Here is a 24,622-nt window from a genome sequence, read left to right as displayed (position 1 = left end):
GTTCAAAAAATTGTTCCATGGTCGGGCAGCACTCCTTCCCCACCGCTGCTGCCTGCGATTCCCTATCTTGCCGCATGCGACAAAGCGCGGGCATCCTGTTGTACCGTTTTCGCGAAGGCGTTCCCGAGTTCTTCCTCGTGCACCCCGGCGGCCCCTTCTGGGAAGGCCGTGAGGCCGGCGCCTGGTCGATCCCTAAGGGCGAGTTTGCCGATCCGGAATCGCCCCTTGAGGCAGCGGTGCGCGAATTCACCGAGGAGACCGGTACCCGGCCCGAGGGCCCCCTCCTTCCCCTTCCTCCCGTAACGCAAAAGGCCGGGAAGAAAGTGTGGGCCTGGGCCGCCGAGGGCGACCTCGACGCAGGCGCGATCCGCTCCAACCACTTCCGCATGCAATGGCCGCCCCGGTCGGGCAAGTGGATCTTGGTACCTGAGGTCGACAAGGCCGGCTGGTTCCGGTGGGCGGAGGCGGCAACGCTGATCAACCCGGCCCAGGTGGCCCTGCTCGAAGCCCTCGCCGCGCAGCTTTCCTTTAAACCCGGACCGTGAACGAATTTTACCTGCAGCTCCTGTTCCTTTGCTGTGCGGCCTTTGCCGCCGGCTTTATCGATGCCATCGTGGGTGGTGGCGGCCTTATCCAGACGCCCGTATCGCTGCTGGTGCTGCGCGGCCACCCTATCGCCAACATACTGGCTACCGTAAAAATACCGTCCTTCTGCGGAACGGCGATCGCCGCGCGCCAGTACCTGCGGCAGGTACGCATCCACTGGAAGCTGGCTTCCATCTCCTGCACGATTGCTTTTTTCGCGGCTTACGGCGGATCGCTCCTGCTCACCGAAGTGTCCAACGGGTTCCTGAAACCGGTACTGTTGCTGGTGTTGGCCGGGGTGGCCGCGTACACCTTCGGCAACAAAGGCTTCGGGCAACGCGCCGCACGCACAGTGCCTCCCGCACGGCAGCTGCAGGTAACCATTGCCGCCTCGCTGATCATCGGCTTCTACGACGGCTTTATCGGGCCGGGCACGGGCTCCTTTCTCATCCTGGCGTTTGTGGCGGGGCTGGGCTACGATTTTCTTCATGCCTCGGCTCAGGCAAAGCTTACCAACCTGGCCACCAACCTGGGGTCCATTACGCTGTTCCTCCTCAAAGGGAAGATCCTGTGGAGCTTTGCCCTGCCCATGGCCCTCTGCAATGCGCTGGGCGGCGCGCTGGGGGCCCGCACGGCGATCGCGAAAGGAAACCGCTTCATCCGGAGCCTGTTTCTGCTGGTGGTGGTGGGCACCCTGATCCGCATTGCGTACGACGTTTTCATCGCAAAATGAGGCGTCCCCACGCGGGCATCGAAGTTGCAGGAACAGCAACTGAAAAATAATTATCGCGCGGCCACGCTTCGGTGGCGGTAACCCTCCAAATTTGCACGCAATACAAAAATGACCATGAAGACCTTCTTCCTCCTCCTGCTGGCAGGCGCGGCACTTGCCGGCTGCGGCGGCAACGACAGCGGCGCCAAGACCGCTAACAGCACCGATACGGCTGCCGGCAAGTCGGGCGACAGCAGCAAGACAACGACTCCTGCTGCCGGTGGCGCCCCCAATACCGCGGTTACCGACCGCGCGCCGGATCCTGCCTCGGTGATCATGGCCCGCAAGGAAGTGCCGGTGCTTTGCTACCACCACATTTACGACATCCCCAAGGCCACCCGCGAATACGACGTTACGGTGAGCGAGTTCAAAAAGCAGCTGAAGATGCTCCACGACAGCGGCTACCATTCGGTGCTGCCCGACCAGCTGTATAACTACCTCGCCTTCGGCACCCCGCTTCCTGAGAAGCCGTTCATGCTCACCTACGACGACACCGATGTGGAGCAATTCACCGTGGCGAAGCCAGAGATGGACAAGTACGGCTTCAAAGGGGTGTATTTCATCATGACCATCTCCATCGGCCGCCCGCGCTATATGTCGAAGGAGCAGATCCGCCAGCTGGCCGACGAAGGGCATGCCATCGAAAGCCACACCTGGCGCCACGACCGGGTAGACAAATACCTGACGACACCGCACATCGACAAGGGCACCGGCAAGATGGTCGACAACGACTGGGACCTGCAGCTCGGAACCCAGCGCAAGCGTCTGGAAGACATCAGCGGCAAGCCGATCCACTACTTCGCCTATCCCTTCGGCATCTGGAGCAAGGCGGGTATCCCGGAACTCAAGAAGCGCGACATCCGGATGGCCTTCCAGCTCTCCACGAAGCGCGACCCGGAAGAGCCGCTACACACCGTGCGCCGCATCATCGTGCCGCCTACCTGGTCGGCCGAAGGCCTGCTCCGCGTGATGCGCAGCGCCTTCCGCAACGCCGATGTGCCGAAAGCCGCCTCTGCAGCAGTGGCCGATACCGCCGCCAAAAGATCCTAGAAACGAACAGATACCAGAGCCCCGCAACCGCGGGGCTTTTTTTATGCACACGCCTCCAATCATCATCCCATCACTCTATCACCCCATTACCCCATCAGCACATTATCCCGCTGGCACTATTCTTTTAGCGGTCCCGGCATGGAAAAGCGTGATCAACTCAGCCGGGAATCGGTTGGCCAGGAACCTGCCGGGCAGCTGCCTTCCGAAACCGTACACAACGCACATGCTGCCGGCGACGGCGCACTCGAGCGCAGCGGCACCGAGAACGAGGATCCTGCCGCCCGTACCGAAGACCCGCGCTCCGGCGAACCCGACGATACCACCCGCTATTAAAATTCTGACGCATGGAACACCTGTTCACGACCGAGCTCCCCGCCGGGGGGCAGACCCGCGCTTTCAACGTAACGTTCGCGGAGGATTGGTATGTATTCACTCCGCCCGGTGGAGGCAGCCCCGTTGTACGTATCCGCCGCGAGGAAGACGAGTGGCACCCGGAGGCCGGCACCGATCCGGGTTTGGCGCAGGCTTGTACCGATGCCCTCGAGCGCTACCTGCTAAGCCAGCATTGATCTTCATTATCAGGCTTTTAACAAGGTGCGGCATCGGTACCACTGCTGTTGCGTTTTTTCTATAGCATTTTTCTACACTATTCGGGCTGCTGAGCAATTACCCAAAACGGTTTGGCCCAAATCGGCCTTTAACATTCCCGAAAGCAGCAATTTTTACCCGTTCGGAGTCCATTAAAGTATTGGAATAGTGTTTGGAAATTCTATAGTATAAAATGTAGCGATATGTTTCCCGTGTGGTTTTTTATCATCCTGATCGTACTCATCACGTACCTGCTCTATATTACCCGGCCTACCGAGGATAATATTACCGTTATGGGCCGCAACCAGCTGCGCAAGCTGCAGTACTGGTTCCGCCGCTCCTGATCGGACAGCTTGTCCGTTCCTGGTTCAGTGATCCCGGCAGTGCGCTCCCGTGCCTGCCTTTACGATAATTGAAAAGCCGGTCATAGACCGGCTTTTTTATGCATTTCGGAACGATCAGGCGCGGCGTCCGCGGGTAAGTGCCACCAGCAGCAGGATGAACACGGCAGCGCCGATGACCCAAACTACCGGAGAGGTGTACCAGGCGCTTTCGCTTTTGGTGTTGATGTTCACGTCCACGGTCTTTGTGGCTTCTTCCTGGGCCCAGGCAAGTGTGGAGACGATGAGGGCAAGCACCGAGAAACAGGCTTTTTTCATGTTGACGTTTTACCGATGGGCTAAAAAATGGTGCCATCGCTCAGGCACGGCTTCCAAACAGCAGGGAGCCGATCCGAACCAGGTTGCTCCCCTCTCCGAGTGCGACCCGGTAATCCCCGCTCATCCCCATGGAAAGCAGGTCGAAGTCTGTTATTCCAGGCCCACCTGCGATGCCGAGGGCATCTTGTTGCCGGATGCCGGAGGCTGTTGTTGCTAATGTTCTGAATTCAACCCGTACTTCCTCCAGGTCGTCGCTGAACGAAGCCATGCCCATCAGGCCACGGAGGCGCACACCGGCTATGGGAGAACACCCCACAGATTTTACCAGGGGTAACAACTCGTCGGCACTGAACCCGAACTTCGTCTCTTCGCGTGCGATATGCATCTGGAGCAATACGTCGATGGTCCGGCCGTTCTTTACCGCCTGTTTGCCCACTTCGCGCAGCAGCTTTTCGCTGTCCACGCCGTGGATGAGGTGCACGAAGGGGGCGATATACTTCACCTTGTTGCTCTGTAAATGCCCGATGAAGTGCCAGCGGATATCCGGCGGCAGCTGCGGCTGCTTCTCTACCAGCTCCTGCACGTAGTTCTCCCCGAAATCGCGCTGCCCGAGTTCGTAAAGGGCCAGGATATCGGAAACCGGCTTCGTTTTCGATACGGCCACCAGGGTGGCTCCTTTTTCGTCAAGTTCCTGCTTTAGCGATTGGTACGCGGCTTCGTTTATGGGCATGGGCGAAGGTTTTGGGGGTTGTTTGCTAAGGGCGATAACGGACCGGCTAAGATAAAGAAGGGTCGTCCTGAGACGACCCTTACCAATAAACTAATAGACCAATAGACTAATTACCCTTTCAGGATCGAGCGGGAGATGACGATGCGTTGTACCTCGGAGGTGCCTTCGTAGATCTGGGTGATCTTGGCATCGCGCATGAGGCGCTCCACGTGGTACTCCTTCACGAAGCCGTAGCCGCCATGCACCTGCACCGCTTCCACAGTGGTCCACATCGCGGTTTCGGAGGCGAATACCTTGGCCATGGAGGAACTCAGGGTATAATCTTTTTTCTCGTCCTTGTCAACGGCGGCACGCAGGCAAAGCAGGCGCGCGGCCTCGATGCGGGTGGCCATGTCGGCAAGCTTGAAGGCGATCACCTGGTGGTTGGCGATCTCGGTACCGAATGCCTTACGTTCTTTCGAGTATTTCAGCGCGAGCTCGTAGGCGCCGGAGGCGATACCGAGGGCCTGGGCTGCAATGCCGATGCGGCCGCCCGCGAGCGTCTTCATCGCGAACTTGAAGCCGAAGCCATCCTCGCCGATGCGATTTTCCTTGGGCACCTTTACATCGTTGAAGAGGATCGTATGTGTATCGGAAGCACGGATGCCCAGCTTATTCTCTTTTGCCGCGACCACCACGCCCGGCCAGTCCTTCTCCACGATGAGCACATTGATGCCCTTGGAGCCTTTGCCGGGGTCGGTCTGCGCGATCACGAGGTATACGGAGGCGGAGTTACCGTTGGTGATCCAGTTTTTGGTGCCGTTGAGCAGATAGTAGTCGCCCATGTCTTCGGCGGTAGTGCGCTGGGAGGTAGCGTCCGAGCCGGCTTCGGGCTCCGAGAGCAGGAAGGCGCCGATATAGAGCTCGCCGTCTTTTTTACCCTGTGCCAGGGGCGTCAGGTATTTGCGTTTCTGCTCTTCGCTTGCATAGCTTTCGAGGCCGTAGCACACGAGCGAGTTGTTGACGCTCATGCCCACGCTCACGCTGGCGTCGATCTTGCTGATCTCTTCCATCGCCAGCACGTAGGAAACGGTATCCAGGCCGGCGCCGCCATACTCGGGGCTCACCATCATACCGAGGAAGCCGAGGTCGGCCAGCTTCATCATTTGCTCGCGGGGATACTGCATCTTGTCGTCGCGCTCGATTACGCCGGGGAGGCATTCGTTCTGCGCAAAGTCGCGCGCAGCCTGCTGGATCATCAGGTGTTCTTCGCTCAATTGAAAATTCATGGTGGCAAGAATTGTGGCGCAAATATAACCGGCAATCGTGAATCGTCAATCGTGAATGCTGGCGCCTTCCCTGAATCGTGGATCGTCAATCGTGAATGCTGGCGCCTGTTTAAAACAGTATGTGTAATTCACCCGTTCCTTTCCACTACGCATCGGGAATTCCCGATTCCCGATTCCAGATTCACGCCGGTAGTCCCATCCCGGGGATCGAGAACCAGTCGTGCAGCTCGTAGACGAAAATGCCGCGGTCGCAGAGCGGGTCGCCTTGCATCCAGGCGCTGACATCGTCCTTGCTGGAGGTGCCGAAAATGATGACGCCTCTGAGGTCGCCTTCCGAGGTCACCGGACCGAATACATGTGCCTTTCCCTGTGCCTCGAGGCTGAACAGGTGCATCAGGTGCCCCATCTGCAACTCCTGGAAAGACTCACTTTCGAGGGGATCGCGGCCGGCTTTCAGCAACAGCAGCACATAGGGCTTCCCGGTTTGTACGCGGGCCATGACCGCTTCAGGCGTTAATGCAGTATTCATTCCTTGTCTAGATTTGTCGCCACAAAATAGGCAAATGAACATACAACTGATCGGGGTCGGAACGCCGGAATACGGGCAGATGAAACAGCTGCGGCTGGAGGTGCTGCTACGGCCCATCGGGGTGCCCGAATCCTACATCAACCCGGAGCGGGAAGCGAAGGAGCACCTCGTTGCCGCTTTTGGGCAAGAGGAGATGATTGGCTGTTGTGTACTCACGCCTCAGCCCGAAAAACGCCTGCAATTGCGCCAGATGGCCGTGCATAAGCGCTGGCAGGGAAAGGGCGTCGGCGCGGCGATCCTTGCGTTCTGCGAGGCATGGGCGACGCAGCAGGGATTTACTGAAATCTATATGCACGCACGCGACGTCGTGATCCCCTTCTATGAAAAGAGCGGGTACGGGATCCGCGGGGAGCAATTCTTCGAGGTGGGAATCCCGCATCACGTGATGATAAAGGCGATATAAGCAGAAAAAGTGTTTCATGCCGCTAAGAAAAGAAGAGGCTAAGGTTTTCGCTAAGGAGTGTTTTTGGTAGCCTATTTGTCGTCTGCCCTACATCATGTAGTTCTTTGCTACCATTCAACCCTTTTAATGCAGAGAGTCCCGCCGTTAGCGGGACTTTCAAATGAACAACTTTGAGAAAAGGTCAAAACTGAAAAAGTATAACCGACCTAAGTTCCCCTTTTGGGGGACAGGGGGCTACGCAGCCTTCTGCCCGCGTCCCATCTGCTTAAGGAACGACACGTGCGAGGCCACGGCATGGCGCATGCGCGGGTACTCGATGTAGGGCACGTCGAACTCGCGGCAGGTTTGCTTGATGATGCGCGAGATAGCCGGGTAATGAATGTGCGAGATCTTCGGGAAGAGGTGGTGCTCCACCTGGAAGTTGAGCCCGCCCACGAACCAGTTGATCACTTTGTTGTGCGGGGCAAAGTTTGCTGTGGTCTTGAGCTGGTGCACCGCCCACTCGTCCTGCAGGCGACCGGTGGCCTCGTCGGGCATCGGGAAGTGCGTGTGCTCCACGGTATGCGCCAGCTGGAACACGATCGAAAGCACGAAGCCGGCAAGGAGCGAGAATACCAGGAAGCCAACAAGCCAGCCGGTGAAGCCCACCTGCCAGATGGGGAGCGCGATGAAGAGCCCGAGGTTCAGCACCTTGAAGCCCCAGAAGATGAGGTGGTCGGCAGTGGTCATTTTTTTCAGCGGCATCTCTCCGATGCGCTTCTTGAAATATTTCTGGTAGTCGAGCACGAAGATCCACAGGATATAAAGCATCGAGTAGAGGAACCAGAAGTATAGGTGCTGGTACTTGTGCATCTTGTATTTCGGCTGTGTAGAGCTCATGCGCATCCAGGGCTGGATGTCGATGTCATCGTCCACGCCGTCCACGTTGGTGTACGCATGGTGGATCACGTTGTGCTTCATGTTCCACATAAAGTGCGAGCCGCCCAGGATGTTGAGGGAAAAGGCCGCGAGGGTATTCAGCCAGGGACGCTTGCTGAAGGTGCCGTGTGCGCCGTCGTGCATGATGTTGAAGCCGATGCCCGACACTACGCAGCCAAGCACCACGCATTCGAGAAGGGCCCACACGATGCCCGGCGTAAAGAACACGAGGTGGGTATACAGGAGCACAAAGGCGGTCGTGAGCACGATCGCTTTCGTGTAGAGGGCGGGGCCGCCGGTTTCCGACTTGCCCGTTTCGTTGAAATACGCTTTGATTCTTTTCTTCAGCTCCGCATGAAAAGAGACGGTGCCGGTCATGAATTTGGGAGTGGCCATGTGAACGCGATGCTATTTAAGTAGGTTAAAAATCAGTTGGGGTAGCCGGAATCAGGTTTCTTGCAACACCAGGGCGTCGAGGCTGCTGATACCGATGTTCTTTTTCGACAGGAATCCTTCCGCAAAAGGCACACCAATACGCTTACCGAGGAGGCGGGCGCGGGCAATCACGGCTTCCATAAATTCGGGACTCGAGATATAGGTGGCGTCGCCCTCCGTGCCCGCCGGGCTATGAAACTGGGTGGTATAGGCCTTGATCGAAGCCATTCGCTCTTCCCACACGTGCGAGACGTCTACAATGAGGTCAGGCTCGTAGAAGCGGTCCTGGATATATTGGAAGAGGTAGCGTGGGCGCCACTTTTCCTGCTCGCTGCCATCGTCTTCCGCCGTTTTGATCTGCTTGAGGCCGGAGAGGAAGCAGGCGTCGTAGATGAGGTTGCCGGCGCGTCCGTGGTCGGGATGACGGTCTTCCAGGATGTTCCCGATGACGATGTCGGGACGGTAGCGGCGTAGAACGCGGATGAGCTGCAACTGGTGCGCCTCGTCGTTGACGAAAAAACCGTCGCGCATCTTCAGGTTCTCGCGAACGGAAACGCCGATGATACGCCCGGCTTCCGCCGCTTCGGCGTAACGGGTTTCCACGGTACCCCGGGTGCCGAGTTCCCCTTGGGTAAGGTCCACAATGCCGACCTTTTTACCGCGGCGCGCTTCGCTGATGAGCGTTCCGGAGCAACCAAGCTCCACGTCATCGGGATGCGCGCCGATGGCCAGTATATCCAGTTTCATGAACTAATTTGCAATAAGGCTGCAAGATACGGCTTCGGAGCCACTTTAACCGGCCCGAGTGCTACGGCTGAGCTGACTTTCGACAGGCATCGAGCCCCGTCCCTGCCCGGCCGGAATAAGGCAATACCTGCGCCACCGGCCGGTTATCGCTCCTCGAAATCCGGTTCGCGCAGCACGGATACGTTCTTTGTGCGAATCGTTAAAATGCCGTTCCTTCATCGCACAAGACCCTTCCGGAGCCCGGATCGGGTACCCCAGCGCCATTTTCGGGCTACCATTGAAAGGATTGGATGAAAAGCTGGATGATTCAATACCCGCCACCTTCTAGAATACAAGAAGCGATCAAACGATCCTATTCAAATGAAATGATCATCCAGCGTGAATGTGCATTGTAAAAAAGTGTGTTCTACCAGAGTCACTCCTCTCTCCCGGAGAGAGGCCGGTGGTGAGGTCACATCCCCGATGCGCGGGCCACTACCGGGCGGTTCGCATTGTTGTACCAGGAGTTGTCGATCTCCTTCACAATGGTCTCGATCTGGCGATCGGTAGGATCGTTAACGTGGTCGTAGGGCTGCTTGAGGCTGGAGCCGAAGAAGAAGGCTACGGTCTGGTAGGTGCGCGCCATAAAGCCACCCTTGTATTCTTTGATGATCTCGTAGCAGTTGTTGCCGGTTTGCCGGTTAATGAGCTTCATGAGCACCTTGCCCTGGTACACTGAAAGGTTTTCCATGGGCTTCTGGAACTGCTCGCGCAGCTCCTTTTCGCGGCTTTTGATAATCGCCTTGCGCTCGCCTTTGCGCTCCACGCCGTTGAGGCGTGCTGCCACCTCGTTGAGCGTGACGCCGGCCGCGCGGGCATAAGGATAGGTCACGTACACGGCATTGCGAAGGCGGTTGTAGGCGGCGATGGCCTTTTGCATCTCGGCGGGCGGAAGCTTCGAGATGTACACCATATCGAGTTCCCGGTAAGGCATCAGCTCGCCGCCGTAATTGATGACCGACACCATAATGGTATCGTTGACCCCCCAGTTTCCCTTTGCCTCAGGCAGGACGTCACTCCGGACCGCATCTTGTGCGGCCGCGTCCAGGCCGGCAAGCAGCACGGGGGCGCAGAACAGGAACAAAAGAGACAGGCGTCGGGACATACCGGAATTTAGGTCCAATTAAGGGTTCTTCAAAAGAGACCATGAAACTACGCTACCCGCTGTTTAGAAAAGCTTAAAGTTTTCCGTTCGGGCTCGCGGGCGATCCGCAAGCGCCGCACCATACTCATAAGAAAGCCGATCACGGTTACGATCGTACCGAGCCACACAAGGTTGATGAAGGGGAATTTGTAGGCCTTGAGCGTAATATAGCGCAGCACGGCATCCGACTCCTTCACCCCGATCTCGGCGCCTTCCGGGGTTACCCGCTGCAGCTGCACCACGAGTCCTTCGGCAGTTACGGTATCGGCATACGGCATCGCCTGGCCGCCCTTCGAGATCAGCAGCGACTCGAGTGTGTAGGTGGAAGAGGTCTTTGCGTAAACTTTCAGCGTAGCCACCGAAGCGCTGTCCGTGGGCGCAAAGCCGGCCTGCGGGATCTTGTCGCGCGAGGTGAGGTTTTCCAGTACGGCAAATCCTTTGGAGTACCAGACCGTATCGCCCACCTTCACGGTGTGCGGCTTGAAGGCGGCGGTGTCTTCCGGTACCTTGCCCGGGTCGTTTGAAAGGGAGGTGATGTAGGTAAAGACGTCGTAATTCCAATAATGCTGGGCATCCGGGTTGGCCATGAGTCCCTCGTTGCCCTTGTAATTCACGAAGGCGTTCGGGTAGAGGGTAAAGGGCTTCTCACCATCTTTCGGCTCAAACTTCAGCGCGTAAAACCACAGCGGCTTCTTCGGGTGCATCGAGTCCTGGTTGTAGGTCACCCAGTATTTGCCCATATCGGTCCGGAGGTCCTTCACAAGCGTCAGGTTCTCGCCTGGCTTTTCCTTGCTTTCCTTCCCCAGCGGCACGAAGATGCCCGAGGTGTTGTGCGACAACACCTCTTTCTTGGACGAAGAGATCAGGATACCGGCCAGGAGAAGCCCGAAGCCCACGTGGGCCACCGAGCCACCGGCCGCGCGCAGCTTGCCGTTCATGCCCGCCCAGATGTAGGCGGCATTGGCCACCACGGAATAGACCGCCGCCACCAGCGCGATCCAGATGGCCGCCATATAGCCGGCGCCGTATTCGCTGTAGTTGACCTTTCCGCCCCAGATGATCGCCACCGAGAGCAGCAGGCTGATGGCCGTAGGAATGAGGATCTTTTTCCAGAACACCTTCGGGGGCGTGCTCTTGTAGCGCAGGTACTGCGAGAAGGCCGTGAGCAGCCCGATGATGATGGCCACGAATACCTGGATGCGGTTATAGGCAAAAGCCGAGTCCTCTCCCATCGCCAGAGGCTTGAACAGCTCCTTGCTGGTAAACAGTCCAGCTATCTTGTTGATCACGGGCAGCGAGGTCATCACAGAGATGGTAACTGCTGAAAGCAGGAGCACCAGCGAGCCGATGAACATCCAGAACTCGCGCGACGAAGCTTCCTCTTCTTTTTTGATATGCGGGATATGCCTGTAGTTGCGCAGCATCAGCACCAGCGCCGGGATCATGAACACCGCCACGAGCGTGCGCAGGTGCCATTTGGTGATGCCTTCGCCCGTAAAGGCGTGCACCGAGGTTTCCTGCAGGTCGCCACTGCGGGTGAGGTAAGTAGAATACAGCACGAGCAGGAAGGAGCCGATCAGGAACCAGAAGCTGGAGCGCAGCGCATGCCCGCTGTGGCGGTAGATGAGCAGCGTATGCACGCCGGCCACCAGCACCAGCCAGGGTACGAGCGAAGCATTCTCCACAGGGTCCCAGGCCCAATAGCCGCCGAAGTTGAGCGACTCGTACGCCCAGGCCGCGCCCATCATGATTCCGGTGCCGAGCGCTGCCGCCGAAAACAGGGACCAGGTGAGCGCCGGGCGCGTCCAGTCCTTGTACTCCCTGGTCCAGAGACCGGCAATGGCGTAGGCAAAGGGGATCAGTGTAGAGGCAAAGCCGAGGAACAGCACCGGGGGGTGGATCACCATCCAGTAGTTCTGCAGGAGCGGGTTGAGGTCGTTGCCGTCGGTAATGAAGGTCAGGTAGTTCTGGTAGTTGCCCGAGACGCCGAGCATCGGGATCTTGGCGGGAAGATCGAATTCGTTGCGCAGCAGTACGAAGGGGTTGGAGCCGATGCGCCAGCCGCCGAGGTGCAGTCCTACGATCATCGTGGCCAGCATCACCTGCACGAAGGACACGGTGGTCATCACCGGGGCTTCCCAGCGGCCGGCCTTTTTGATCAGTACGAGGCCAAGCACGCAGTGCCAGAAGCTCCAGAGCAGGAAGGAGCCTTCCTGTCCTTCCCAGAAGCAGCTGAGGAGGTATTTCATCTCGAGCGAGCGCGAGCTGTGCTGCCAGGCGTACTTGAACTCGAAGAGGTGGTTGGAGATGATGTAGAAAAGCGTGGCGAAGATGGCCAGTACGCTTACGCATTCAGCGATAAAGAAGATCCGGGCGAGGCGCATCCAGTCGGTGCTGCCGGGCGCAACGCTGGTAAAGGCGTTACCCGAGGCGCGCTGTCCGGCGATGGCCGTGCGGGTAGCGAGGAAGTAGCATACGGTAGCCGCCAGGGAGGCAACCAGCGAAAGAATCACAAAGAAATGCCCGATGCGCCCGGGTAAGAGCTGCTCTCCGATAAAATCCATTCGATCAGTATTTGTTCGCGTCAGTACCGGTCGCAGTGGCGCCCGGCAGGTTCTTTTCCGCCAGTTTCATGTCGTCCTTGTACTTGGAAGGACACTTCATCTGGAGCTTCGTGCACTCGAAGTGATCGCCGCGCATATAGCCGTTAAGGTCGATGCCTTCGCTGCGCTCGATGTCGGTGGGCTTGGCGTTGTTGTACACCACGCGGGTGCGCTGCCCGTCCTGGTCGAAGGCCCAGAAATAGGTCTTGTTCGGATCCTTCACCATGTCGTATTCCACGGCCTGGCTCTTGTCGAGTTTTACCTTTACCACCACGAATTTGTCCTTTTTGGAAGCGGCCGACGCAAAGGTTTCGTAGGTGGTGAGGTCCTTGATAAAGAACGACATGCCGACGATGCCGCCGATGACCAGGAGCAGGAGGATAAGGTGGATCTTTTTCATGTGGCGCCTATTCGCCCGCAAAGGTAGCCGAAAACGGACTACTGCCGGGGCTGCCCTACCTGATTTTCCTCAGCCTGTCGCCTTTAACAAGCCTTTGGGAAATGTTCAAGGATTAGAGTTTGCTGCTCGAAGTTCAGGATGCACCAAATGGACCAGACCCGGCTACCGGCGAGCCAAGGCCATAGATTGGTACAACACCTTAACGTCAAACGATCAACTTCCCGGCTTTAACGCCTCTTTGGCGCCTGTCGGCCGGCCGGATTTTGCCGCGCGCCCAAACGGCGGTAACTTGCACCGCCCTTTAAAGGCGCTCCCCATGATCGACTTAACGACGTTTGACCCCAACAGCGCAGGTAACCCGAACAACAACATCTTCGGACTTCCGTTTACCGAGGACGATGCGCGCCTCGTGATCCTTCCCGTGCCGTGGGAGGTGACGGTTTCGTTCGGTTCCGGTACCGCCCGTGCCGCCGAGCAGATCATGAAAGCCTCCCTGCAGGTGGACCTCTTCGACCCCGATGTGCCGGAAGGCTGGAAGCAGGGCTTCTACATGCGCGACACCGATCGTAAGATCCTGATGAAGAGCGACTACCTCCGCAAAGAGGCCGAGCTCTACATCGATTATATCTCCAACGGCGAGATCGTGGACAAGAACCAGTTCATGTGCAAGTCGCTCCGCGAGATCAACGAGGGCTCCCATTTCCTGAACAACTGGGTGTACCAGCAAACGAAGGGGCTGCTCGAAAAGGGTAAGCTCGTGGCGCTGCTGGGGGGCGATCATAGCACCCCGCTCGGTTTCTTCAAAGCCCTCGGCGAAACCTTCGGCGACTTCGGCATCCTCCAGATCGACGCTCACTGCGACCTCCGTGTGTCGTATGAGGACTTCGTCTACTCCCATGCCTCCGTGATGTACAACGCGCTGCAAGAAGTGCCCCAGCTCACGAAGCTGGTGCAGGTCGGCATCCGCGACTACTCGGAAGGCGAGTTCAACTACATACAGGCCAGCGGCGACCGCATCCGCACCTTCTTCGACCGCGACATCCGCCGCCGGATGTTCGAGGGGGAGAACTGGAAGCAGGTGTGCGACGACATCGTGGCCCAGCTGCCCCCCAAGGTGCACATCTCCTTCGATATCGATGGCCTCGATCCCAAGCTCTGTCCGAACACGGGCACGCCGGTGCAGGGTGGCTTCGAAACCGAGCAGGTCTATTACCTCTTTAACAAGGTGAAAGAAAGCGGCCGCCAGATCATCGCCTTCGACCTCAACGAGGTGAGCACTTCCGAGAATGCCTGGGATGCCAACGTAGGTGCCCGCGTGCTCTTCAAGCTGTGTAACCTGCTCGTATCCGCTAATCCGGAGGCTTCCCCCGAAACGGAGCAGCCCCTCGTCTCCGCCGACGGTAACGACGCGTCATGACGCGTCGCGATATCATGAAGAAAGCGCTCCCACTTATGTATACGATCCCGGTCCGGATAGAAAGCTTCGAGAAGCGACGCCGCATGATCGGCACGCTCCACATCATCAGCGGGTTCTACCTGCTCGTGAACGCGGCCGGCTATGTGGCTGCGCGCAAAGGGCTCGGGATGGAAGTGGCACTGCCCATGATCCTCATGGCCTTCGGCGCCCTGGTCTACGGCTGGCGCCGCAAAAAGCTCGACCCGACCGGTCGCTACAACATGCCGATACGGGCGCTCGAAGCGGTTTGCTTCCTGTTCCTTGCACTGGCGCAATCCGGAGCCGCCTCCTTTGGGCTATATGCCTGGGCGGTGCTCTCGGTACTGCTGCTGTTCTCCGAAAAAGCGCTCTTCACACCCACCGCGCTCACCTTTACCGATGAAGGCATCCTAGTACCGGGCAGCCCGAAAGCCGACCTGCTTCCCTGGAACATCCTCGAGCGGGTAATCGTACGCCCCGACTTCGTGACGCTGATGCGCAACGACAATAAATACGTGCAGCTCGAAGTGCTTTCGGCGCTCGACGCAACCATACTGGACGGCGCGAATTCCTTCAGTGCCGCACAGATCCAGAAATCCGAAAAAGCCTCCGTATGAACCTTTCCCACTCGCCTTACGTCCTGTATTCCGACGGGGCCGGAAATATCTTCGAAGACAGTTCGCTTTACGTAGTGGGCCGCTCCGGCTGGGACGCGCTGCCCATCCCCGACGACGAATGGATCGAGCTGCCCGAAGGTGGACAGCTCTACGAGTTGCCCGGCCGACGCGGCATCGGCATCGATGTAACAACGGGCGACATGCGTTTGTGTGATAAGGGCTGGGCGGTAGCCGCCTTCGTACCGCCGGCACATACTTCCTTTTACCTGTCTGCTTACGAAACGGGCCCGGACGCGCCTACACTGCCCCTGTTCTGCTACGTGGCTGTGGGCTGGCACGACGAAAAATTCTACGTACCGGCAACCCGCATCGAGGAAGACATCCGACAGGAATCCGCCGGCTTCGACGACGGGAAAGTGCATTCGGGTGTGGGTGATCTCATCAAAGCCTACCCGCACAACCGCCTCGTGGCACACCTCGCCAACAACTGCGCGCTCACCTACCACTGCCCGGCCGCGCGTAATTACTTCATGGGCCGCTGGGAATGCCCCATCCCCTCTTCGCCAGCCTGTAACGCCAACTGCATCGGCTGCATCTCCTTCCAGCCGGAAGAAGAGACCATTGTGTCGCCGCAGGACCGCCTTACGTTCAAGCCCACGGCGGCGGAGATCGTAGAGTACACGGTGCCGCACCTCGAATCAGCCCCCTACCCCATCGTAAGCTTCGGCCAGGGCTGCGAAGGCGAGCCCCTGCTGATGTGGGAAACGATCCGTGAGTCCATCGTAGAAATACGGAAGCACACCCCGAAGGGCTCCATCAACATCAATACCAACGGATCCAAGCCCGCCGCCGTGCGCGCGCTTTGCGAGGCAGGCCTCGACAGCATCCGTGTCAGCACCAACTCCGCGCGCCGCGAGATCTACATGCCCTACTACCGGCCCAACAACTACGACTTCAACGATATCGTGGAAAGCCTCAGGATCGTGACGGAGTTCGGCGGCTGGACCTCCATCAACTACTTCGTATTCCCGGGTATGACCGATTCCATTGCTGAATACGAGGCGCTCCGGACGCTGATCCGCGACACCGGTCTGAAAATGATCCAGTGGCGCTCGTTCAACATCGACCCGGACTGGTACCTGGGAAAGATCGGTGTGGGCGACACGGGTGAATGCCTCGGCGTAAAGCAATTGCTCGAACTGCTCAAGGAGGAGTTCCCGCACCTTCGGTACGGCTACTACAACCCGCCCATGGAGCGCATCCGGGGCGACTATGCCCGTGACTTCGCACATCATTGAGTTCATTGGTTTATTCGTTTACTGGTTTTTTGGCGGGCCACCTTCGGAACAAACTTCCGAAAGGCGGCCCGCATTCTTTTGCACCGGCATCTTCATGCGCACCAGGTGTGCTGATAGCGGTAACCGGATTCCGTTAATTTCGGAGGGTATGAACATCATCATTGTTGGCGCCACTTCCGGTATCGGTCGTGCGCTTGCCGAATCCTTTCTTGCCGACGGGCACCGAGTAGCCATCACGGGGCGCCGCGCCGGGTTGCTCGAGGAGATCCGGCAGGCGTTTCCGGAGACCTGCGTCGCTGCCTGCCATGATGTACAAAGTGATAATCATCCCTATGCCGACCTTGTTCATGAGCTCGGAGGCCTTGACCTTTTCGTGTACAACGCCGGCTATGGCTCGATCTCGAAAGAACTGGATCCCGCGCTCGAAGTCGATACCACGCTAACGAATGTGATGGGCTTTGTGCGCGCGGTGGCTTTTGCGTTCGACCACTTCGCGAGGTCCGGTGGTGGGCAGATCGTGCTGACCTCCTCGGTGGCGGCGGTTCGGGGGAATGGCTTCGCGCCGGCATACAGTGCCTCGAAAGCCTTCCTGAGCAATTATGCCGAGGGGCTCAACCTGAAGGCAGCCCGCCAGCGGCTTCCGATCGTAGTGACCGATATCCGACCCGGGTTTGTTGCTACAAAGATGGCGCAGGGCAGGCTGTTCTGGGTAGTGCCCGTGCCTAAAGCGGTAGCCCAGATCCGCACGGCGATCGGCTGGAGGTGCCGTGTTGCCTACGTCTCCCGGAGATGGCGGTTGGTTGCCGCCCTGCTGCAACGATTACCCTACGGCGTGCTGCGCCGCGTTGGGTAATTGTTAAAACAAAGTGGCTACCGGCTGCAGCCGGGGCAATTTGACTAACTTTTTCTTCGTTTTACAGTCAAACCGGGAACCGATACCTTTATGGCGAATCACACGATCATGATCATGGAACTGGATCAGCAACGAAAGCGGCAGGCGCTCTTCCTGACACTAGGAATCGGTGCGGGCTTGCTGCTTCTGTTCATTCTCCTGAAGTGGCCCATCCCGACACTTGAGCAGCCGATCGCCGACGAGTACATCGAAGTGAACTTGGGCAACGGCGACGTCGGCTCCGGCAACGACCAGCCGATGGAGCCGGGCGACCCCGCACCCGCGCAGGCCACCTATACCCCACCTCAGGCTGCTCCTGCCAGCAATGAGGCTGCGCGTGCCGTGGAAACCGACGAGAACGCACCTTCTGATGCACCGGTGATCCGCAACCCTGCGATCTCGAAGCCCGATGCTACCCGGATCGACGACAACAGTAAAGTAACCCGCACCAATCCAACCCCAACCCCTGCGCCACCGGCACCTCCCGCACCGAAAGCAAGAATGGGACGGATCAGCAGCCCGGGCGCCACGGGTCCGGGTGGTAACGCCGCCGATAGCTACAAGCCCGGCACGGGCGAAGGACCGGGCAACGGCGCCGGCGACGCGGGCCGCCCCGGTGGATCACCCACCGGCGGCCGCTACGATGGCGCCCCGCGCCGCAACGACCGGCAGATGATCGAGCGCATCTACTACTTCCAGGGCGACCTGCCCCCCGCCGTGGTGTATGCCGACCTGCGCATCACCCCTGACGGACGTGCCTCCTTCATCAAGATCACGAAAGGATACAATACGGCGCAATACCGCAATGCGATCGTGGGCTACTTGCCCTCCATGAAGTTCAACAAGAGCGACCATGAGTCGATCGTCAACTTCAAGTTCAACTTCATCCAGTCGGGCGGCAATTGATCTCATCCCCCAGCCCATCCCCCACCCAGCGCTTCGCGCGCAACCTTCGCCTTCGCTCGGTTGTCCAAGGGAAGGGGTGACTCTGTGGCACTGAACTTTGTTATTGTCGGGTTTCTTAAGGTAGGACAATCAGCTGTAAATTATCTAGAGGTTGTATCGCTCTAACTCGAAACGTCCTCTAGAAATTTCTCACACTCAAAAGCAGAATACCCTTTCGGCACCGCCGTCGGGGCTTTTCTTTACGTTCGTTCATCGTTGAATCTGCTCCATGCGTTAGTGAACGTCGACAGAGTCACCCCTTCCCTTAGGGAAGGGGCCGGGGGATGGGCCGATTCACGATATTTGCCCGCATGGACTATGCTGCCACCATCGACTACCTGTTCCAGCAACTGCCGCTCTTCAGCCGGATCGGTGCTGCGGCCTATAAGAAGGACCTCGACAACATCCGGGCGCTGTGCACGCACCTCGGCGATCCGCAGCTCAGGTTCCGGACGGTACATGTCGGCGGTACCAACGGAAAGGGATCGGTCAGCCATATGCTCGCGGCCGTACTGCAGGAAGCCGGTTACACAACGGGCCTCTATACCTCCCCGCATTTATACGACTTCCGCGAGCGTATCCGCATCAATGGGGAGTTGGTTTCCGAAGCCTTCGTGGTGGCATTCACCGATCGGATCAGGCCGGTGATGGAGCAGCTGCAGCCCTCCTTTTTCGAGATCACGGTGGCGATGGCCTTTGAATACTTTGCGCAGCAACAAGTGGACGTCGCCGTCATCGAGGTAGGCCTCGGTGGGCGTCTCGACAGCACCAACATCATTACGCCCGATCTTTCCGTGATCACCAATATCGGGTGGGACCATATGAACATGCTGGGCGATACCCTTGCTGCGATCGCCGGCGAAAAAGCAGGGATCATCAAGCCGGGCGTCCCGGTGCTGATCGGAGAATGGCAGGAAGAAACGGCGCCTGTTTTCTTTGCAACGGCGGTCAAGAATGACGCACCGATACAATTTGCCAGCCGTAGGTACAAGGCCGTCACGATCGACTACGACGGCTACCACCGCAAGTTTCAGATCGAGAATGAGACAGGTACAGCCGTAGAGGCGGTGGAGATCGATCTGCCAGGTATCTACCAGGAGCAAAATGTTGCTACGGTATATGCCGCGCTTCAGTTGCTACGGGAAAAAGGATACCGTATCCGCCCGGAGCACCTGTCTTCCCTTCGGGAAACCAGGAAGCGCACCGGCCTGATGGGGCGATGGGAGCAGTTGAGTGCGGCACCGCGCATCGTGCTCGACGTAGCCCATAACCCGGAAGGACTCAAGCAGCTCAACGCGCAATTATCGGGTGAGCAATTCGGCCGGCTGCACCTGGTATTCGGGATGGTACGTGATAAGGACGTAGCCTCGGTGCTGCCGCTCCTGCCCCGGGACGCTACCTTTTACTTTACGCAGGCGCAAATCCCGCGGGCGCTCCCGGTTGAGGAACTCCTGGAAGCTGCGGCGACATTCGGCCACCGGGGCTCGGCGTATCCCGACGTCAACGTAGCGCTCGAGGCGGCGGTGCAGGCTGCAGCCCCCGAAGACTTAGTGCTCGTGTGCGGTAGCATTTTCCTGGTGGCCGAGGTAGACCGCACCCGCTTCACCGACTAAAAGCGCAGCGGGTGGCTGCGCTCCTATCTTGTCTGGTGGTATCATAGTTGTATTTCGCCGAGTTCCATCAGCGCATAAAGAATACAGTTGACGTGGAGGCTTTGCATCATTCTGTTTTCCCGTACGAGCGTTTTCACTTCGTCGATCGTCAGTTCCAGTACCTCTAGATCTTCCGACTCGTCAAGCTTCTGCTCCGTAACTTTTTCTCCGCCGGTGGCGAGGAAAAAATGGGTGAAGTTGTTCGTCGTCGAAGGGTTCGCCGAAACTTTTGCGAGGAAGCGGAAGGTTTCGAAGCGGTAGCCCGTTTCTTCCATGATCTCGCGCTTGCAGGCTTCTTCCATGGTCTCCCCTTTCTCCGACACGCCGCCGGGTAGCTCCGTCTCGATGCTGTTGATCCCATGCCGGTATTGGCGCACGAGCAGTACCTTCCCTTCTTTGGTGAGCGCGAAGGCATTCACCCAATCGGGGTATTCGCTCACAAAAAAAGCCGGGATGACGGTGCCATTGGGCATGACGCATTTATCCTGCCGTATGGTGAGCCACTCTTTTTGGTGCAGGTATTTAGATTCCAGTACGTTCCACTTCTTCATATGGTGATTCCTATCTGCAAACGGCGAACCATGTCGGGCGCGTCAATGATGTAAGTTACCAGCCCATGCGTTCGCGCAGGGCATTGATATGGGCAACATGATGCCGGCTGTGCCAGGCATACATGCCGAGCAGGTACCACAGCGTCATCTGCTGCTGGTGCTCGGGGTGAAATACGGTCCGCTGCTGCAGGACCTCGTCAGAAAGTGAGCGGAGGAAATGGTCCCAGCGGGTATGCAGGGCAAACAACAGGGTCACGGAGGTATTCACGGGCAGCGCAGCAACGTCGGCCAGGTGGGCCCAGTCGTTTTCCTCGTAGGGTTTGATGGTCGGGTTCTCTTCCGTCATCCCCAGCTTGAAGCGCATATAGGCATTCATATGGCTGTCGGCAATATGATGCACAAGCTGGTGTACCGTCCAGCCGCCCTCGCGGTAGGGCGTGTGCAGCTGCGCTTCGTCGAGGTTTTGAAGGGATTGCTCCAGCAGGTTCGGCAGGAAGCGGATGTCGGCCATCCATTGCTCGCGCTGATCGCGGGAGAATTCCTTGGTGCTGTATTTCCCGATCGGGTAACGAAGGTCAATTGCTGTTTCCATGATCAGTTGGTTTGAGAACAAGATACGAAACGTAAGCAGGTGAGCGGGTGAGCAAGTGAGCGGTGTACCCGGGAATTCGTTTCAGTAAACCAGTTCCATCGGCCCCATTGGCTATCGCTAACGATCGGGTGCCCTTGCCCATAAACCAATAGGCCAGTAAAAAGGCGCCTATCGCCTTACCTCAGGATCTGCAGCAGCTCCACCTCGAAGTCGAGCACGGCACCGCCGGGGATCCCGGGAACGCCATTGTCGCCGTACGCAAGGTCGGAAGGAATCCAAAGGCGCCACTTGGAGCCCTCGGGCATCATCGGGAGCACTTCCTGCCAGCCTTTGATGAGCTGCGTGAGGCGGGCAGTAAAGGGCTGGTTGCGGCGATAAGAGGAGTCAAACTCCTTGCCGTCGAGCAGGCGGCCGGCGTAGTGGGCTTTGATCTCGCTGTTGGCGGATGGCTGCTTGCCCGTACCTTCTTTGAGGATCGTGTACTGGATGCCGGAAGGTAATGTTACCACACCCTCCTTCTTTTTGTTCTCTTCCAGGAAAGCAGCGCCCTCCTGCTTCTGGGCGTTGATCTTCTCGCTCTTGGCACCTTGAAGTCTATCGAATAAGCTCATGGTCGTTTGATTTTGTAGAGCGGCTAAGGTAGGGCAATGCCGTTTCCAAAAGCCTTCATGGTACGGCAGGTCAACCCGGGTAGTGATCCAGGTACTCGGCGAAGGTCTCGTGGATCGAAAGCACGGTACCAGACGGGTCGATGGCAAGGTACGCACCGGGGAACAGCCGGGCCGTAGCCAGCAGCGAGGCAGGCAGCTCTTTTACTTCGAGCAGGCGCTCTACCAGCATATCGAAAGCGCCGCCAGCCGGTGCCGACAAGTGGACTTCACCATCGTCGTGGCTGCCGAGCCGGAGCCCTCCCTCCAGCAGCAGGCTGGCGTCATGAATCCGGATCCCGGGATGGGTCGCAAAGAAATGAGTGAAGGAGCCCATCGTGGTAAAGGTGGATACGATCGCTTCGTCGAGGTAGCCTGCTCCGGAATCCGCGAGTACATGGGCCTGCAGGATGGGGTGGCCGGGCTGGAAGAGCCGGGTGGCTTCCAGGGTACTCCATCCGCCAAAGTAGCACGACTCGTTGCCGTCGGTCTCGTGGCTGAAGTTCAGCGCATAAACGGAATCCGTCACTCGCGCAGGGATTTGCCGGTAAGGTGGATGAACACATCTTCCAGGTTGGCCTTCTTCACTTCTTTCGGCCGCTCGAAACCAGTCGCTACGAGCTCGTCGACGAGTTGATCCGGCGACGCCAGCGCCACGATCTCGCCGCTCTCGATGATCGCCACGCGGTCGCAGAGGTACTCGGCCTCGTCCATATAATGCGTCGTGATGATCACGGTGGTGCCTCGGTCGCGGATGCCGCGTACGAGGTCCCAGAGGTTGCGGCGCGCCTGCGGGTCAAGGCCGGTAGTCGGCTCGTCGAGGAAGATGATCTTGGGCTCGTTGATGAGCGTGGTGGCGATCGAGAAGCGCTGCTTCTGCCCGCCGCTAAGCTCTTTGAATTTCGCTTTGGCCTTGTCGCGTAGCTGCACCTGGTCGAGCAGGACCAGCGGGTCTACGGTGCGGTTGTACAGGCCGGCGAAAAGCTCAATCAGCTGCACCAGGTTCAGATTGGGATAAAAGCCGCTCGTCTGGAGCTGTACGCCGATGATCTTCTTGATCTCATTGGGCTCCCGGTCGAGGTCGAGGCCGGCAACGGTTACAGAGCCCGAGGTTTTCCCGCGCAGCGTCTCGATGATCTCCAGCGTGGTACTTTTACCGGCACCGTTGGGGCCGAGCAATCCGAAGATCTCCCCCTCGTACACGTCGAAGGAAAGGCCTTTCACGGCTTTAAAGGAGCCGTAGTGCTTCACGAGCTCGCGCACCTCGATAATCTTGTTCATAACGAGGCAAAGGTAGGGTACGGTGGAAAGAAGGCGGAGAAAGGGAAAGAAGAGTTTTTTCACCGCTAAGAAAAGAAGGGGCTAAGGGTTTCGCTAAGAATTGCTTGTTGCACGCTGTGTTTTTCACGCCGGGTTTTCAGCGAAAAAACACAATTCTGCTCGGGCTTTTTCACCGGGAATGGCTTTCTGCACAAGATAGCTTTGTTCGAAAAACATGGAACACGATATTGAAAAGATCGGCAAAGCGATATTGGATGCCGCCATCACGGTGCATAAGGCGTTGGGTCCAGGACTGCTGGAATCGGCCTACAAAATTGCGCTTGAGCATGAACTCACGCTTCGTGGTTTTGGGGTGCGGCGCGAAGTGCCGGTTCAGTTGGTATACAAAGGAGTTAATGCCGGCAAAGGGTTCAGGATGGACATGCTGGTAAATGACCTCGTGATCGTTGAGGCCAAGGCGGTGCAGGAGCTGCATCCGATCGACCTTTCGCAACTACTCACACATCTCCGGTTATATGATCGGCGCCTTGGATACCTGATCAACTTCAATGTAACCCTTTTTAAAGACGGCTTCAAACGTGTTGTAAACAACTGGCATTACCAAAACACATAAAAAAGGTCCCGCCGTCAGGCGGGACTCTATTCTTAGCGAATACCTTAGCTCCTTCGATTCTTAGCGGTAAGAAACCTTTTTATCCTTCCTACGCCTTCACCGCGCTGGCTTCCGGATGCAGGAACGTTTCGAGCTCCGCCATCATCTCCTTACTCCCCACGAAGAACGGCGTGCGCTGGTGCAGCTCCGTAGGCACCACGTCGAGGATGCGCTCGTGGCCGTTGGTGGCGACGCCGCCGGCCACTTCCACGATGAACGCGAAGGGGTTGCACTCGTACAGCAGGCGCAGCTTGCCTTTCGGCTTCTCGGTATAGCCCGGGTACATGAAGATGCCGCCCTTGATCAGGTTGCGGTGTACGTCGGCCACCATGGAGCCGATGTAGCGCTGGGTATAAGGTCCGCCGGTGGCCTTGGTCTTGTTCTGGCACCCGTTGATGTACTTGCGCACGCCCTCGTCGTACTGGAAGAAGAAGCCGTGGTTCACGGAGTAGATCTTGCCCTGCGGCGGACATTGAATATCGGGGTGGCTGAGGCAGAACTCGCCGATCGACGGGTCGAGCGTAAAGCCGTTGACGCCGCGGCGCGTGGCATACACGAGCATGGTCGACGACCCGTACACCACGTAGCCGGCAGCCACCTGGTTGCGCCCGGGCTGCAAAAAATCCTCGGCAGTGACCGGGGTACCCTTTGGCGACACGCGGCGGTAGATGCTGAAGATGGTACCGATCGATACGTTCACATCGATATTGCCGGAGCCGTCGAGCGGGTCGAAGAGGCATACATATTTCGAGTTCATGCTCACCTGGTCGTCGAAGGCCACGAACTCGTCGAGCTCCTCGGAAGCAAAGCCGGCGCAGGAAACGCCGCGCTGGAGCACGCCCCAGAACTGGTTGTTGGCATAGACGTCGAGCTTTTTCACGTCTTCACCCTGAACGTTTACGGTGCCTTCGTCGCCGAGGATGTCTACCAGGCCGGCTTTGTTGACCTCCACGTTCACGCGCTTGGCGGCAAGGCCGATGTCGCGGAGCAGCGTCGAGAGCTCGCCGGTGGCGTTGGGGAGGGTTCGGAGCGACTGCAGCGTAAATTCGTCGAGCGTCAGCACGTTTCTGTTCACATGGGCCATACGTATGCGGTTTTAGGGGGTTGGCAACAAAAGTAAGGTGCGCGAA

General features: G+C 58.1%; 29 protein-coding genes. 14 read left to right on the top strand and 15 right to left on the bottom strand.

The window, feature by feature from the left end; genetic code table 11:
- Nucleotides 1-74: 74 nt before the first annotated feature.
- The 6 genes from ABD937_RS10810 (at nt 75) to ABD937_RS10785 (ending at nt 3,339) form a co-directional block, all read left to right on the top strand.
- Nucleotides 75-545, top strand: coding sequence for an NUDIX hydrolase (locus tag ABD937_RS10810; RefSeq protein WP_345255711.1), 471 nt, complete (start codon nt 75-77; stop codon nt 543-545).
- The gene (locus tag ABD937_RS10805; RefSeq protein WP_345255709.1) at nt 542-1,318 is read left to right on the top strand and encodes a sulfite exporter TauE/SafE family protein; all 777 of its coding nucleotides are present in this window, start codon (nt 542-544) and stop codon (nt 1,316-1,318) included. Before ABD937_RS10810 ends, ABD937_RS10805 begins: the two co-directional genes overlap by 4 nt.
- Before the next feature lie 114 nt (nt 1,319-1,432).
- Complete coding sequence (locus ABD937_RS10800) at nt 1,433-2,407, top strand: polysaccharide deacetylase family protein (protein ID WP_345255707.1); 975 nt, start codon at nt 1,433-1,435, stop codon at nt 2,405-2,407.
- 138 nt (nt 2,408-2,545) lie between these two features.
- A complete protein-coding gene (locus ABD937_RS10795; RefSeq protein ID WP_345255706.1) occupies nt 2,546-2,740 on the top strand; it encodes a hypothetical protein in 195 nt (64 codons plus the stop codon).
- An 11-nt stretch (nt 2,741-2,751) separates the two neighbouring features.
- Nucleotides 2,752-2,976, top strand: a complete 225-nt coding sequence (locus tag ABD937_RS10790; protein ID WP_345255704.1) for a hypothetical protein — start codon at nt 2,752-2,754, stop codon at nt 2,974-2,976.
- A gap of 222 nt (nt 2,977-3,198) precedes the next feature.
- A complete protein-coding gene (locus ABD937_RS10785; RefSeq protein WP_345255703.1) occupies nt 3,199-3,339 on the top strand; it encodes a hypothetical protein in 141 nt (46 codons plus the stop codon).
- A 114-nt stretch (nt 3,340-3,453) separates the two neighbouring features.
- Here ABD937_RS10785 and ABD937_RS10780 read toward each other — a convergent pair whose 3' ends face one another.
- The 4 genes from ABD937_RS10780 to ABD937_RS10765 all read right to left on the bottom strand — a co-directional run bounded on the left by ABD937_RS10780 (nt 3,454) and on the right by ABD937_RS10765 (nt 6,181).
- The gene (locus tag ABD937_RS10780) at nt 3,454-3,654 is read right to left on the bottom strand and encodes a hypothetical protein (protein WP_345255701.1); all 201 of its coding nucleotides are present in this window, start codon (nt 3,652-3,654) and stop codon (nt 3,454-3,456) included.
- 40 nt (nt 3,655-3,694) lie between these two features.
- Nucleotides 3,695-4,384 carry a YggS family pyridoxal phosphate-dependent enzyme gene (locus ABD937_RS10775; RefSeq protein WP_345255699.1) on the bottom strand — a complete coding sequence of 230 codons (690 nt, stop codon included), beginning with the start codon at nt 4,382-4,384 and terminating at the stop codon, nt 3,695-3,697.
- Nucleotides 4,385-4,494: 110 nt separating this feature from the next.
- A complete protein-coding gene (locus ABD937_RS10770; RefSeq protein WP_345255697.1) occupies nt 4,495-5,652 on the bottom strand; it encodes an acyl-CoA dehydrogenase family protein in 1,158 nt (385 codons plus the stop codon).
- Between the two features lie 181 nt (nt 5,653-5,833).
- Nucleotides 5,834-6,181, bottom strand: a complete 348-nt coding sequence (locus ABD937_RS10765; protein WP_345255696.1) for a YciI family protein — start codon at nt 6,179-6,181, stop codon at nt 5,834-5,836.
- A gap of 34 nt (nt 6,182-6,215) precedes the next feature.
- Between ABD937_RS10765 and ABD937_RS10760 the strand changes: the two genes are divergently transcribed.
- Complete coding sequence (locus ABD937_RS10760) at nt 6,216-6,644, top strand: GNAT family N-acetyltransferase (protein ID WP_345255694.1); 429 nt, start codon at nt 6,216-6,218, stop codon at nt 6,642-6,644.
- A 234-nt stretch (nt 6,645-6,878) separates the two neighbouring features.
- Here the strand turns inward: ABD937_RS10760 and ABD937_RS10755 are convergent, their stop codons facing one another.
- The 5 genes from ABD937_RS10755 to ABD937_RS10735 all read right to left on the bottom strand — a co-directional run bounded on the left by ABD937_RS10755 (nt 6,879) and on the right by ABD937_RS10735 (nt 12,930).
- Nucleotides 6,879-7,958 (bottom strand): fatty acid desaturase family protein, encoded by a 1,080-nt coding sequence (locus tag ABD937_RS10755; RefSeq protein WP_345255693.1) that lies wholly within the window; start codon nt 7,956-7,958, stop codon nt 6,879-6,881.
- Between the two features lie 51 nt (nt 7,959-8,009).
- The gene (gene bshB1, locus ABD937_RS10750) at nt 8,010-8,744 is read right to left on the bottom strand and encodes a bacillithiol biosynthesis deacetylase BshB1 (RefSeq protein WP_345255691.1); all 735 of its coding nucleotides are present in this window, start codon (nt 8,742-8,744) and stop codon (nt 8,010-8,012) included.
- A gap of 451 nt (nt 8,745-9,195) precedes the next feature.
- Nucleotides 9,196-9,888 (bottom strand): DUF4294 domain-containing protein, encoded by a 693-nt coding sequence (locus ABD937_RS10745; protein WP_345255690.1) that lies wholly within the window; start codon nt 9,886-9,888, stop codon nt 9,196-9,198.
- A 47-nt stretch (nt 9,889-9,935) separates the two neighbouring features.
- Nucleotides 9,936-12,491, bottom strand: a complete 2,556-nt coding sequence (ccsA, locus tag ABD937_RS10740) for a cytochrome c biogenesis protein CcsA (RefSeq protein ID WP_345255689.1) — start codon at nt 12,489-12,491, stop codon at nt 9,936-9,938.
- 4 nt (nt 12,492-12,495) lie between these two features.
- Nucleotides 12,496-12,930, bottom strand: a complete 435-nt coding sequence (locus ABD937_RS10735; RefSeq protein ID WP_345255687.1) for a cytochrome c maturation protein CcmE domain-containing protein — start codon at nt 12,928-12,930, stop codon at nt 12,496-12,498.
- Between the two features lie 316 nt (nt 12,931-13,246).
- Between ABD937_RS10735 and ABD937_RS10730 the strand changes: the two genes are divergently transcribed.
- The 6 genes from ABD937_RS10730 to ABD937_RS10705 all read left to right on the top strand — a co-directional run bounded on the left by ABD937_RS10730 (nt 13,247) and on the right by ABD937_RS10705 (nt 19,730).
- Entirely contained in the window at nt 13,247-14,347 is a 1,101-nt protein-coding gene (locus ABD937_RS10730; protein ID WP_345255686.1) for an agmatinase family protein, read from the top strand.
- Nucleotides 14,344-14,982: a hypothetical protein gene (locus tag ABD937_RS10725; protein WP_345255684.1), complete on the top strand. Its 639-nt coding sequence runs from the start codon at nt 14,344-14,346 to the stop codon at nt 14,980-14,982. The genes ABD937_RS10730 and ABD937_RS10725 overlap by 4 nt, the downstream gene beginning before the upstream one ends.
- A complete protein-coding gene (locus ABD937_RS10720) occupies nt 14,979-16,280 on the top strand; it encodes a radical SAM family protein (RefSeq protein ID WP_345255682.1) in 1,302 nt (433 codons plus the stop codon). The genes ABD937_RS10725 and ABD937_RS10720 overlap by 4 nt, the downstream gene beginning before the upstream one ends.
- A gap of 148 nt (nt 16,281-16,428) precedes the next feature.
- Nucleotides 16,429-17,133, top strand: coding sequence for an SDR family NAD(P)-dependent oxidoreductase (locus ABD937_RS10715; protein WP_345255680.1), 705 nt, complete (start codon nt 16,429-16,431; stop codon nt 17,131-17,133).
- A gap of 90 nt (nt 17,134-17,223) precedes the next feature.
- Complete coding sequence (locus tag ABD937_RS10710) at nt 17,224-18,078, top strand: hypothetical protein (protein WP_345255678.1); 855 nt, start codon at nt 17,224-17,226, stop codon at nt 18,076-18,078.
- Between the two features lie 350 nt (nt 18,079-18,428).
- Nucleotides 18,429-19,730 (top strand): bifunctional folylpolyglutamate synthase/dihydrofolate synthase, encoded by a 1,302-nt coding sequence (locus ABD937_RS10705; RefSeq protein ID WP_345255676.1) that lies wholly within the window; start codon nt 18,429-18,431, stop codon nt 19,728-19,730.
- Between the two features lie 41 nt (nt 19,731-19,771).
- Here ABD937_RS10705 and ABD937_RS10700 read toward each other — a convergent pair whose 3' ends face one another.
- The 5 genes from ABD937_RS10700 to ABD937_RS10680 all read right to left on the bottom strand — a co-directional run bounded on the left by ABD937_RS10700 (nt 19,772) and on the right by ABD937_RS10680 (nt 22,840).
- Entirely contained in the window at nt 19,772-20,320 is a 549-nt protein-coding gene (locus ABD937_RS10700) for an NUDIX hydrolase (RefSeq protein ID WP_345255674.1), read from the bottom strand.
- A 55-nt stretch (nt 20,321-20,375) separates the two neighbouring features.
- Complete coding sequence (locus ABD937_RS10695; protein ID WP_345255672.1) at nt 20,376-20,912, bottom strand: YfiT family bacillithiol transferase; 537 nt, start codon at nt 20,910-20,912, stop codon at nt 20,376-20,378.
- Between the two features lie 176 nt (nt 20,913-21,088).
- Entirely contained in the window at nt 21,089-21,523 is a 435-nt protein-coding gene (locus tag ABD937_RS10690; RefSeq protein ID WP_345255671.1) for an FKBP-type peptidyl-prolyl cis-trans isomerase, read from the bottom strand.
- Between the two features lie 70 nt (nt 21,524-21,593).
- Nucleotides 21,594-22,088 (bottom strand): hypothetical protein, encoded by a 495-nt coding sequence (locus ABD937_RS10685; RefSeq protein ID WP_345255670.1) that lies wholly within the window; start codon nt 22,086-22,088, stop codon nt 21,594-21,596.
- Nucleotides 22,085-22,840 carry an ABC transporter ATP-binding protein gene (locus ABD937_RS10680; RefSeq protein ID WP_345255669.1) on the bottom strand — a complete coding sequence of 252 codons (756 nt, stop codon included), beginning with the start codon at nt 22,838-22,840 and terminating at the stop codon, nt 22,085-22,087. The genes ABD937_RS10685 and ABD937_RS10680 overlap by 4 nt, the downstream gene beginning before the upstream one ends.
- Nucleotides 22,841-23,054: 214 nt before the next feature.
- Here ABD937_RS10680 and ABD937_RS10675 point away from each other — a divergent pair, with 214 nt between their 5' ends.
- Complete coding sequence (locus ABD937_RS10675; RefSeq protein ID WP_345255668.1) at nt 23,055-23,453, top strand: GxxExxY protein; 399 nt, start codon at nt 23,055-23,057, stop codon at nt 23,451-23,453.
- An 88-nt stretch (nt 23,454-23,541) separates the two neighbouring features.
- Here the strand turns inward: ABD937_RS10675 and fbp are convergent, their stop codons facing one another.
- The gene (fbp, locus tag ABD937_RS10670; protein WP_345255667.1) at nt 23,542-24,576 is read right to left on the bottom strand and encodes a class 1 fructose-bisphosphatase; all 1,035 of its coding nucleotides are present in this window, start codon (nt 24,574-24,576) and stop codon (nt 23,542-23,544) included.
- Nucleotides 24,577-24,622 lie beyond the last annotated feature (46 nt).

The organism is Flaviaestuariibacter amylovorans (assembly GCF_039541815.1).
Lineage (GTDB): Bacteria > Bacteroidota > Bacteroidia > Chitinophagales > Chitinophagaceae > Flavisolibacter > Flavisolibacter amylovorans.
This window is presented reverse-complemented; position numbering and strand designations above follow the sequence as displayed.

What these genes read in the sequence shown, in the direction of transcription:
- ABD937_RS10810 (WP_345255711.1), top strand. Translation starts at nt 75, where the DNA reads ATGCGACAAAGCGCGGGCATCCTGTTGTACCGTTTTCGCGAAGGCGTT.
- ABD937_RS10800 (WP_345255707.1), top strand. Translation starts at nt 1,433, where the DNA reads ATGAAGACCTTCTTCCTCCTCCTGCTGGCAGGCGCGGCACTTGCCGGC.
- ABD937_RS10795 (WP_345255706.1), top strand. Translation starts at nt 2,546, where the DNA reads ATGGAAAAGCGTGATCAACTCAGCCGGGAATCGGTTGGCCAGGAACCT.
- ABD937_RS10790 (WP_345255704.1), top strand. Translation starts at nt 2,752, where the DNA reads ATGGAACACCTGTTCACGACCGAGCTCCCCGCCGGGGGGCAGACCCGC.
- ABD937_RS10785 (WP_345255703.1), top strand. Translation starts at nt 3,199, where the DNA reads ATGTTTCCCGTGTGGTTTTTTATCATCCTGATCGTACTCATCACGTAC.
- ABD937_RS10780 (WP_345255701.1), bottom strand. Translation starts at nt 3,654, where the DNA reads ATGAAAAAAGCCTGTTTCTCGGTGCTTGCCCTCATCGTCTCCACACTT.
- ABD937_RS10775 (WP_345255699.1), bottom strand. Translation starts at nt 4,384, where the DNA reads ATGCCCATAAACGAAGCCGCGTACCAATCGCTAAAGCAGGAACTTGAC.
- ABD937_RS10770 (WP_345255697.1), bottom strand. Translation starts at nt 5,652, where the DNA reads ATGAATTTTCAATTGAGCGAAGAACACCTGATGATCCAGCAGGCTGCG.
- ABD937_RS10765 (WP_345255696.1), bottom strand. Translation starts at nt 6,181, where the DNA reads ATGAATACTGCATTAACGCCTGAAGCGGTCATGGCCCGCGTACAAACC.
- ABD937_RS10760 (WP_345255694.1), top strand. Translation starts at nt 6,216, where the DNA reads ATGAACATACAACTGATCGGGGTCGGAACGCCGGAATACGGGCAGATG.
- ABD937_RS10755 (WP_345255693.1), bottom strand. Translation starts at nt 7,958, where the DNA reads ATGGCCACTCCCAAATTCATGACCGGCACCGTCTCTTTTCATGCGGAG.
- bshB1 (WP_345255691.1), bottom strand. Translation starts at nt 8,744, where the DNA reads ATGAAACTGGATATACTGGCCATCGGCGCGCATCCCGATGACGTGGAG.
- ABD937_RS10745 (WP_345255690.1), bottom strand. Translation starts at nt 9,888, where the DNA reads ATGTCCCGACGCCTGTCTCTTTTGTTCCTGTTCTGCGCCCCCGTGCTG.
- ccsA (WP_345255689.1), bottom strand. Translation starts at nt 12,491, where the DNA reads ATGGATTTTATCGGAGAGCAGCTCTTACCCGGGCGCATCGGGCATTTC.
- ABD937_RS10735 (WP_345255687.1), bottom strand. Translation starts at nt 12,930, where the DNA reads ATGAAAAAGATCCACCTTATCCTCCTGCTCCTGGTCATCGGCGGCATC.
- ABD937_RS10730 (WP_345255686.1), top strand. Translation starts at nt 13,247, where the DNA reads ATGATCGACTTAACGACGTTTGACCCCAACAGCGCAGGTAACCCGAAC.
- ABD937_RS10725 (WP_345255684.1), top strand. Translation starts at nt 14,344, where the DNA reads ATGACGCGTCGCGATATCATGAAGAAAGCGCTCCCACTTATGTATACG.
- ABD937_RS10720 (WP_345255682.1), top strand. Translation starts at nt 14,979, where the DNA reads ATGAACCTTTCCCACTCGCCTTACGTCCTGTATTCCGACGGGGCCGGA.
- ABD937_RS10715 (WP_345255680.1), top strand. Translation starts at nt 16,429, where the DNA reads ATGAACATCATCATTGTTGGCGCCACTTCCGGTATCGGTCGTGCGCTT.
- ABD937_RS10710 (WP_345255678.1), top strand. Translation starts at nt 17,224, where the DNA reads ATGGCGAATCACACGATCATGATCATGGAACTGGATCAGCAACGAAAG.
- ABD937_RS10705 (WP_345255676.1), top strand. Translation starts at nt 18,429, where the DNA reads ATGGACTATGCTGCCACCATCGACTACCTGTTCCAGCAACTGCCGCTC.
- ABD937_RS10700 (WP_345255674.1), bottom strand. Translation starts at nt 20,320, where the DNA reads ATGAAGAAGTGGAACGTACTGGAATCTAAATACCTGCACCAAAAAGAG.
- ABD937_RS10695 (WP_345255672.1), bottom strand. Translation starts at nt 20,912, where the DNA reads ATGGAAACAGCAATTGACCTTCGTTACCCGATCGGGAAATACAGCACC.
- ABD937_RS10690 (WP_345255671.1), bottom strand. Translation starts at nt 21,523, where the DNA reads ATGAGCTTATTCGATAGACTTCAAGGTGCCAAGAGCGAGAAGATCAAC.
- ABD937_RS10680 (WP_345255669.1), bottom strand. Translation starts at nt 22,840, where the DNA reads ATGAACAAGATTATCGAGGTGCGCGAGCTCGTGAAGCACTACGGCTCC.
- ABD937_RS10675 (WP_345255668.1), top strand. Translation starts at nt 23,055, where the DNA reads ATGGAACACGATATTGAAAAGATCGGCAAAGCGATATTGGATGCCGCC.
- fbp (WP_345255667.1), bottom strand. Translation starts at nt 24,576, where the DNA reads ATGGCCCATGTGAACAGAAACGTGCTGACGCTCGACGAATTTACGCTG.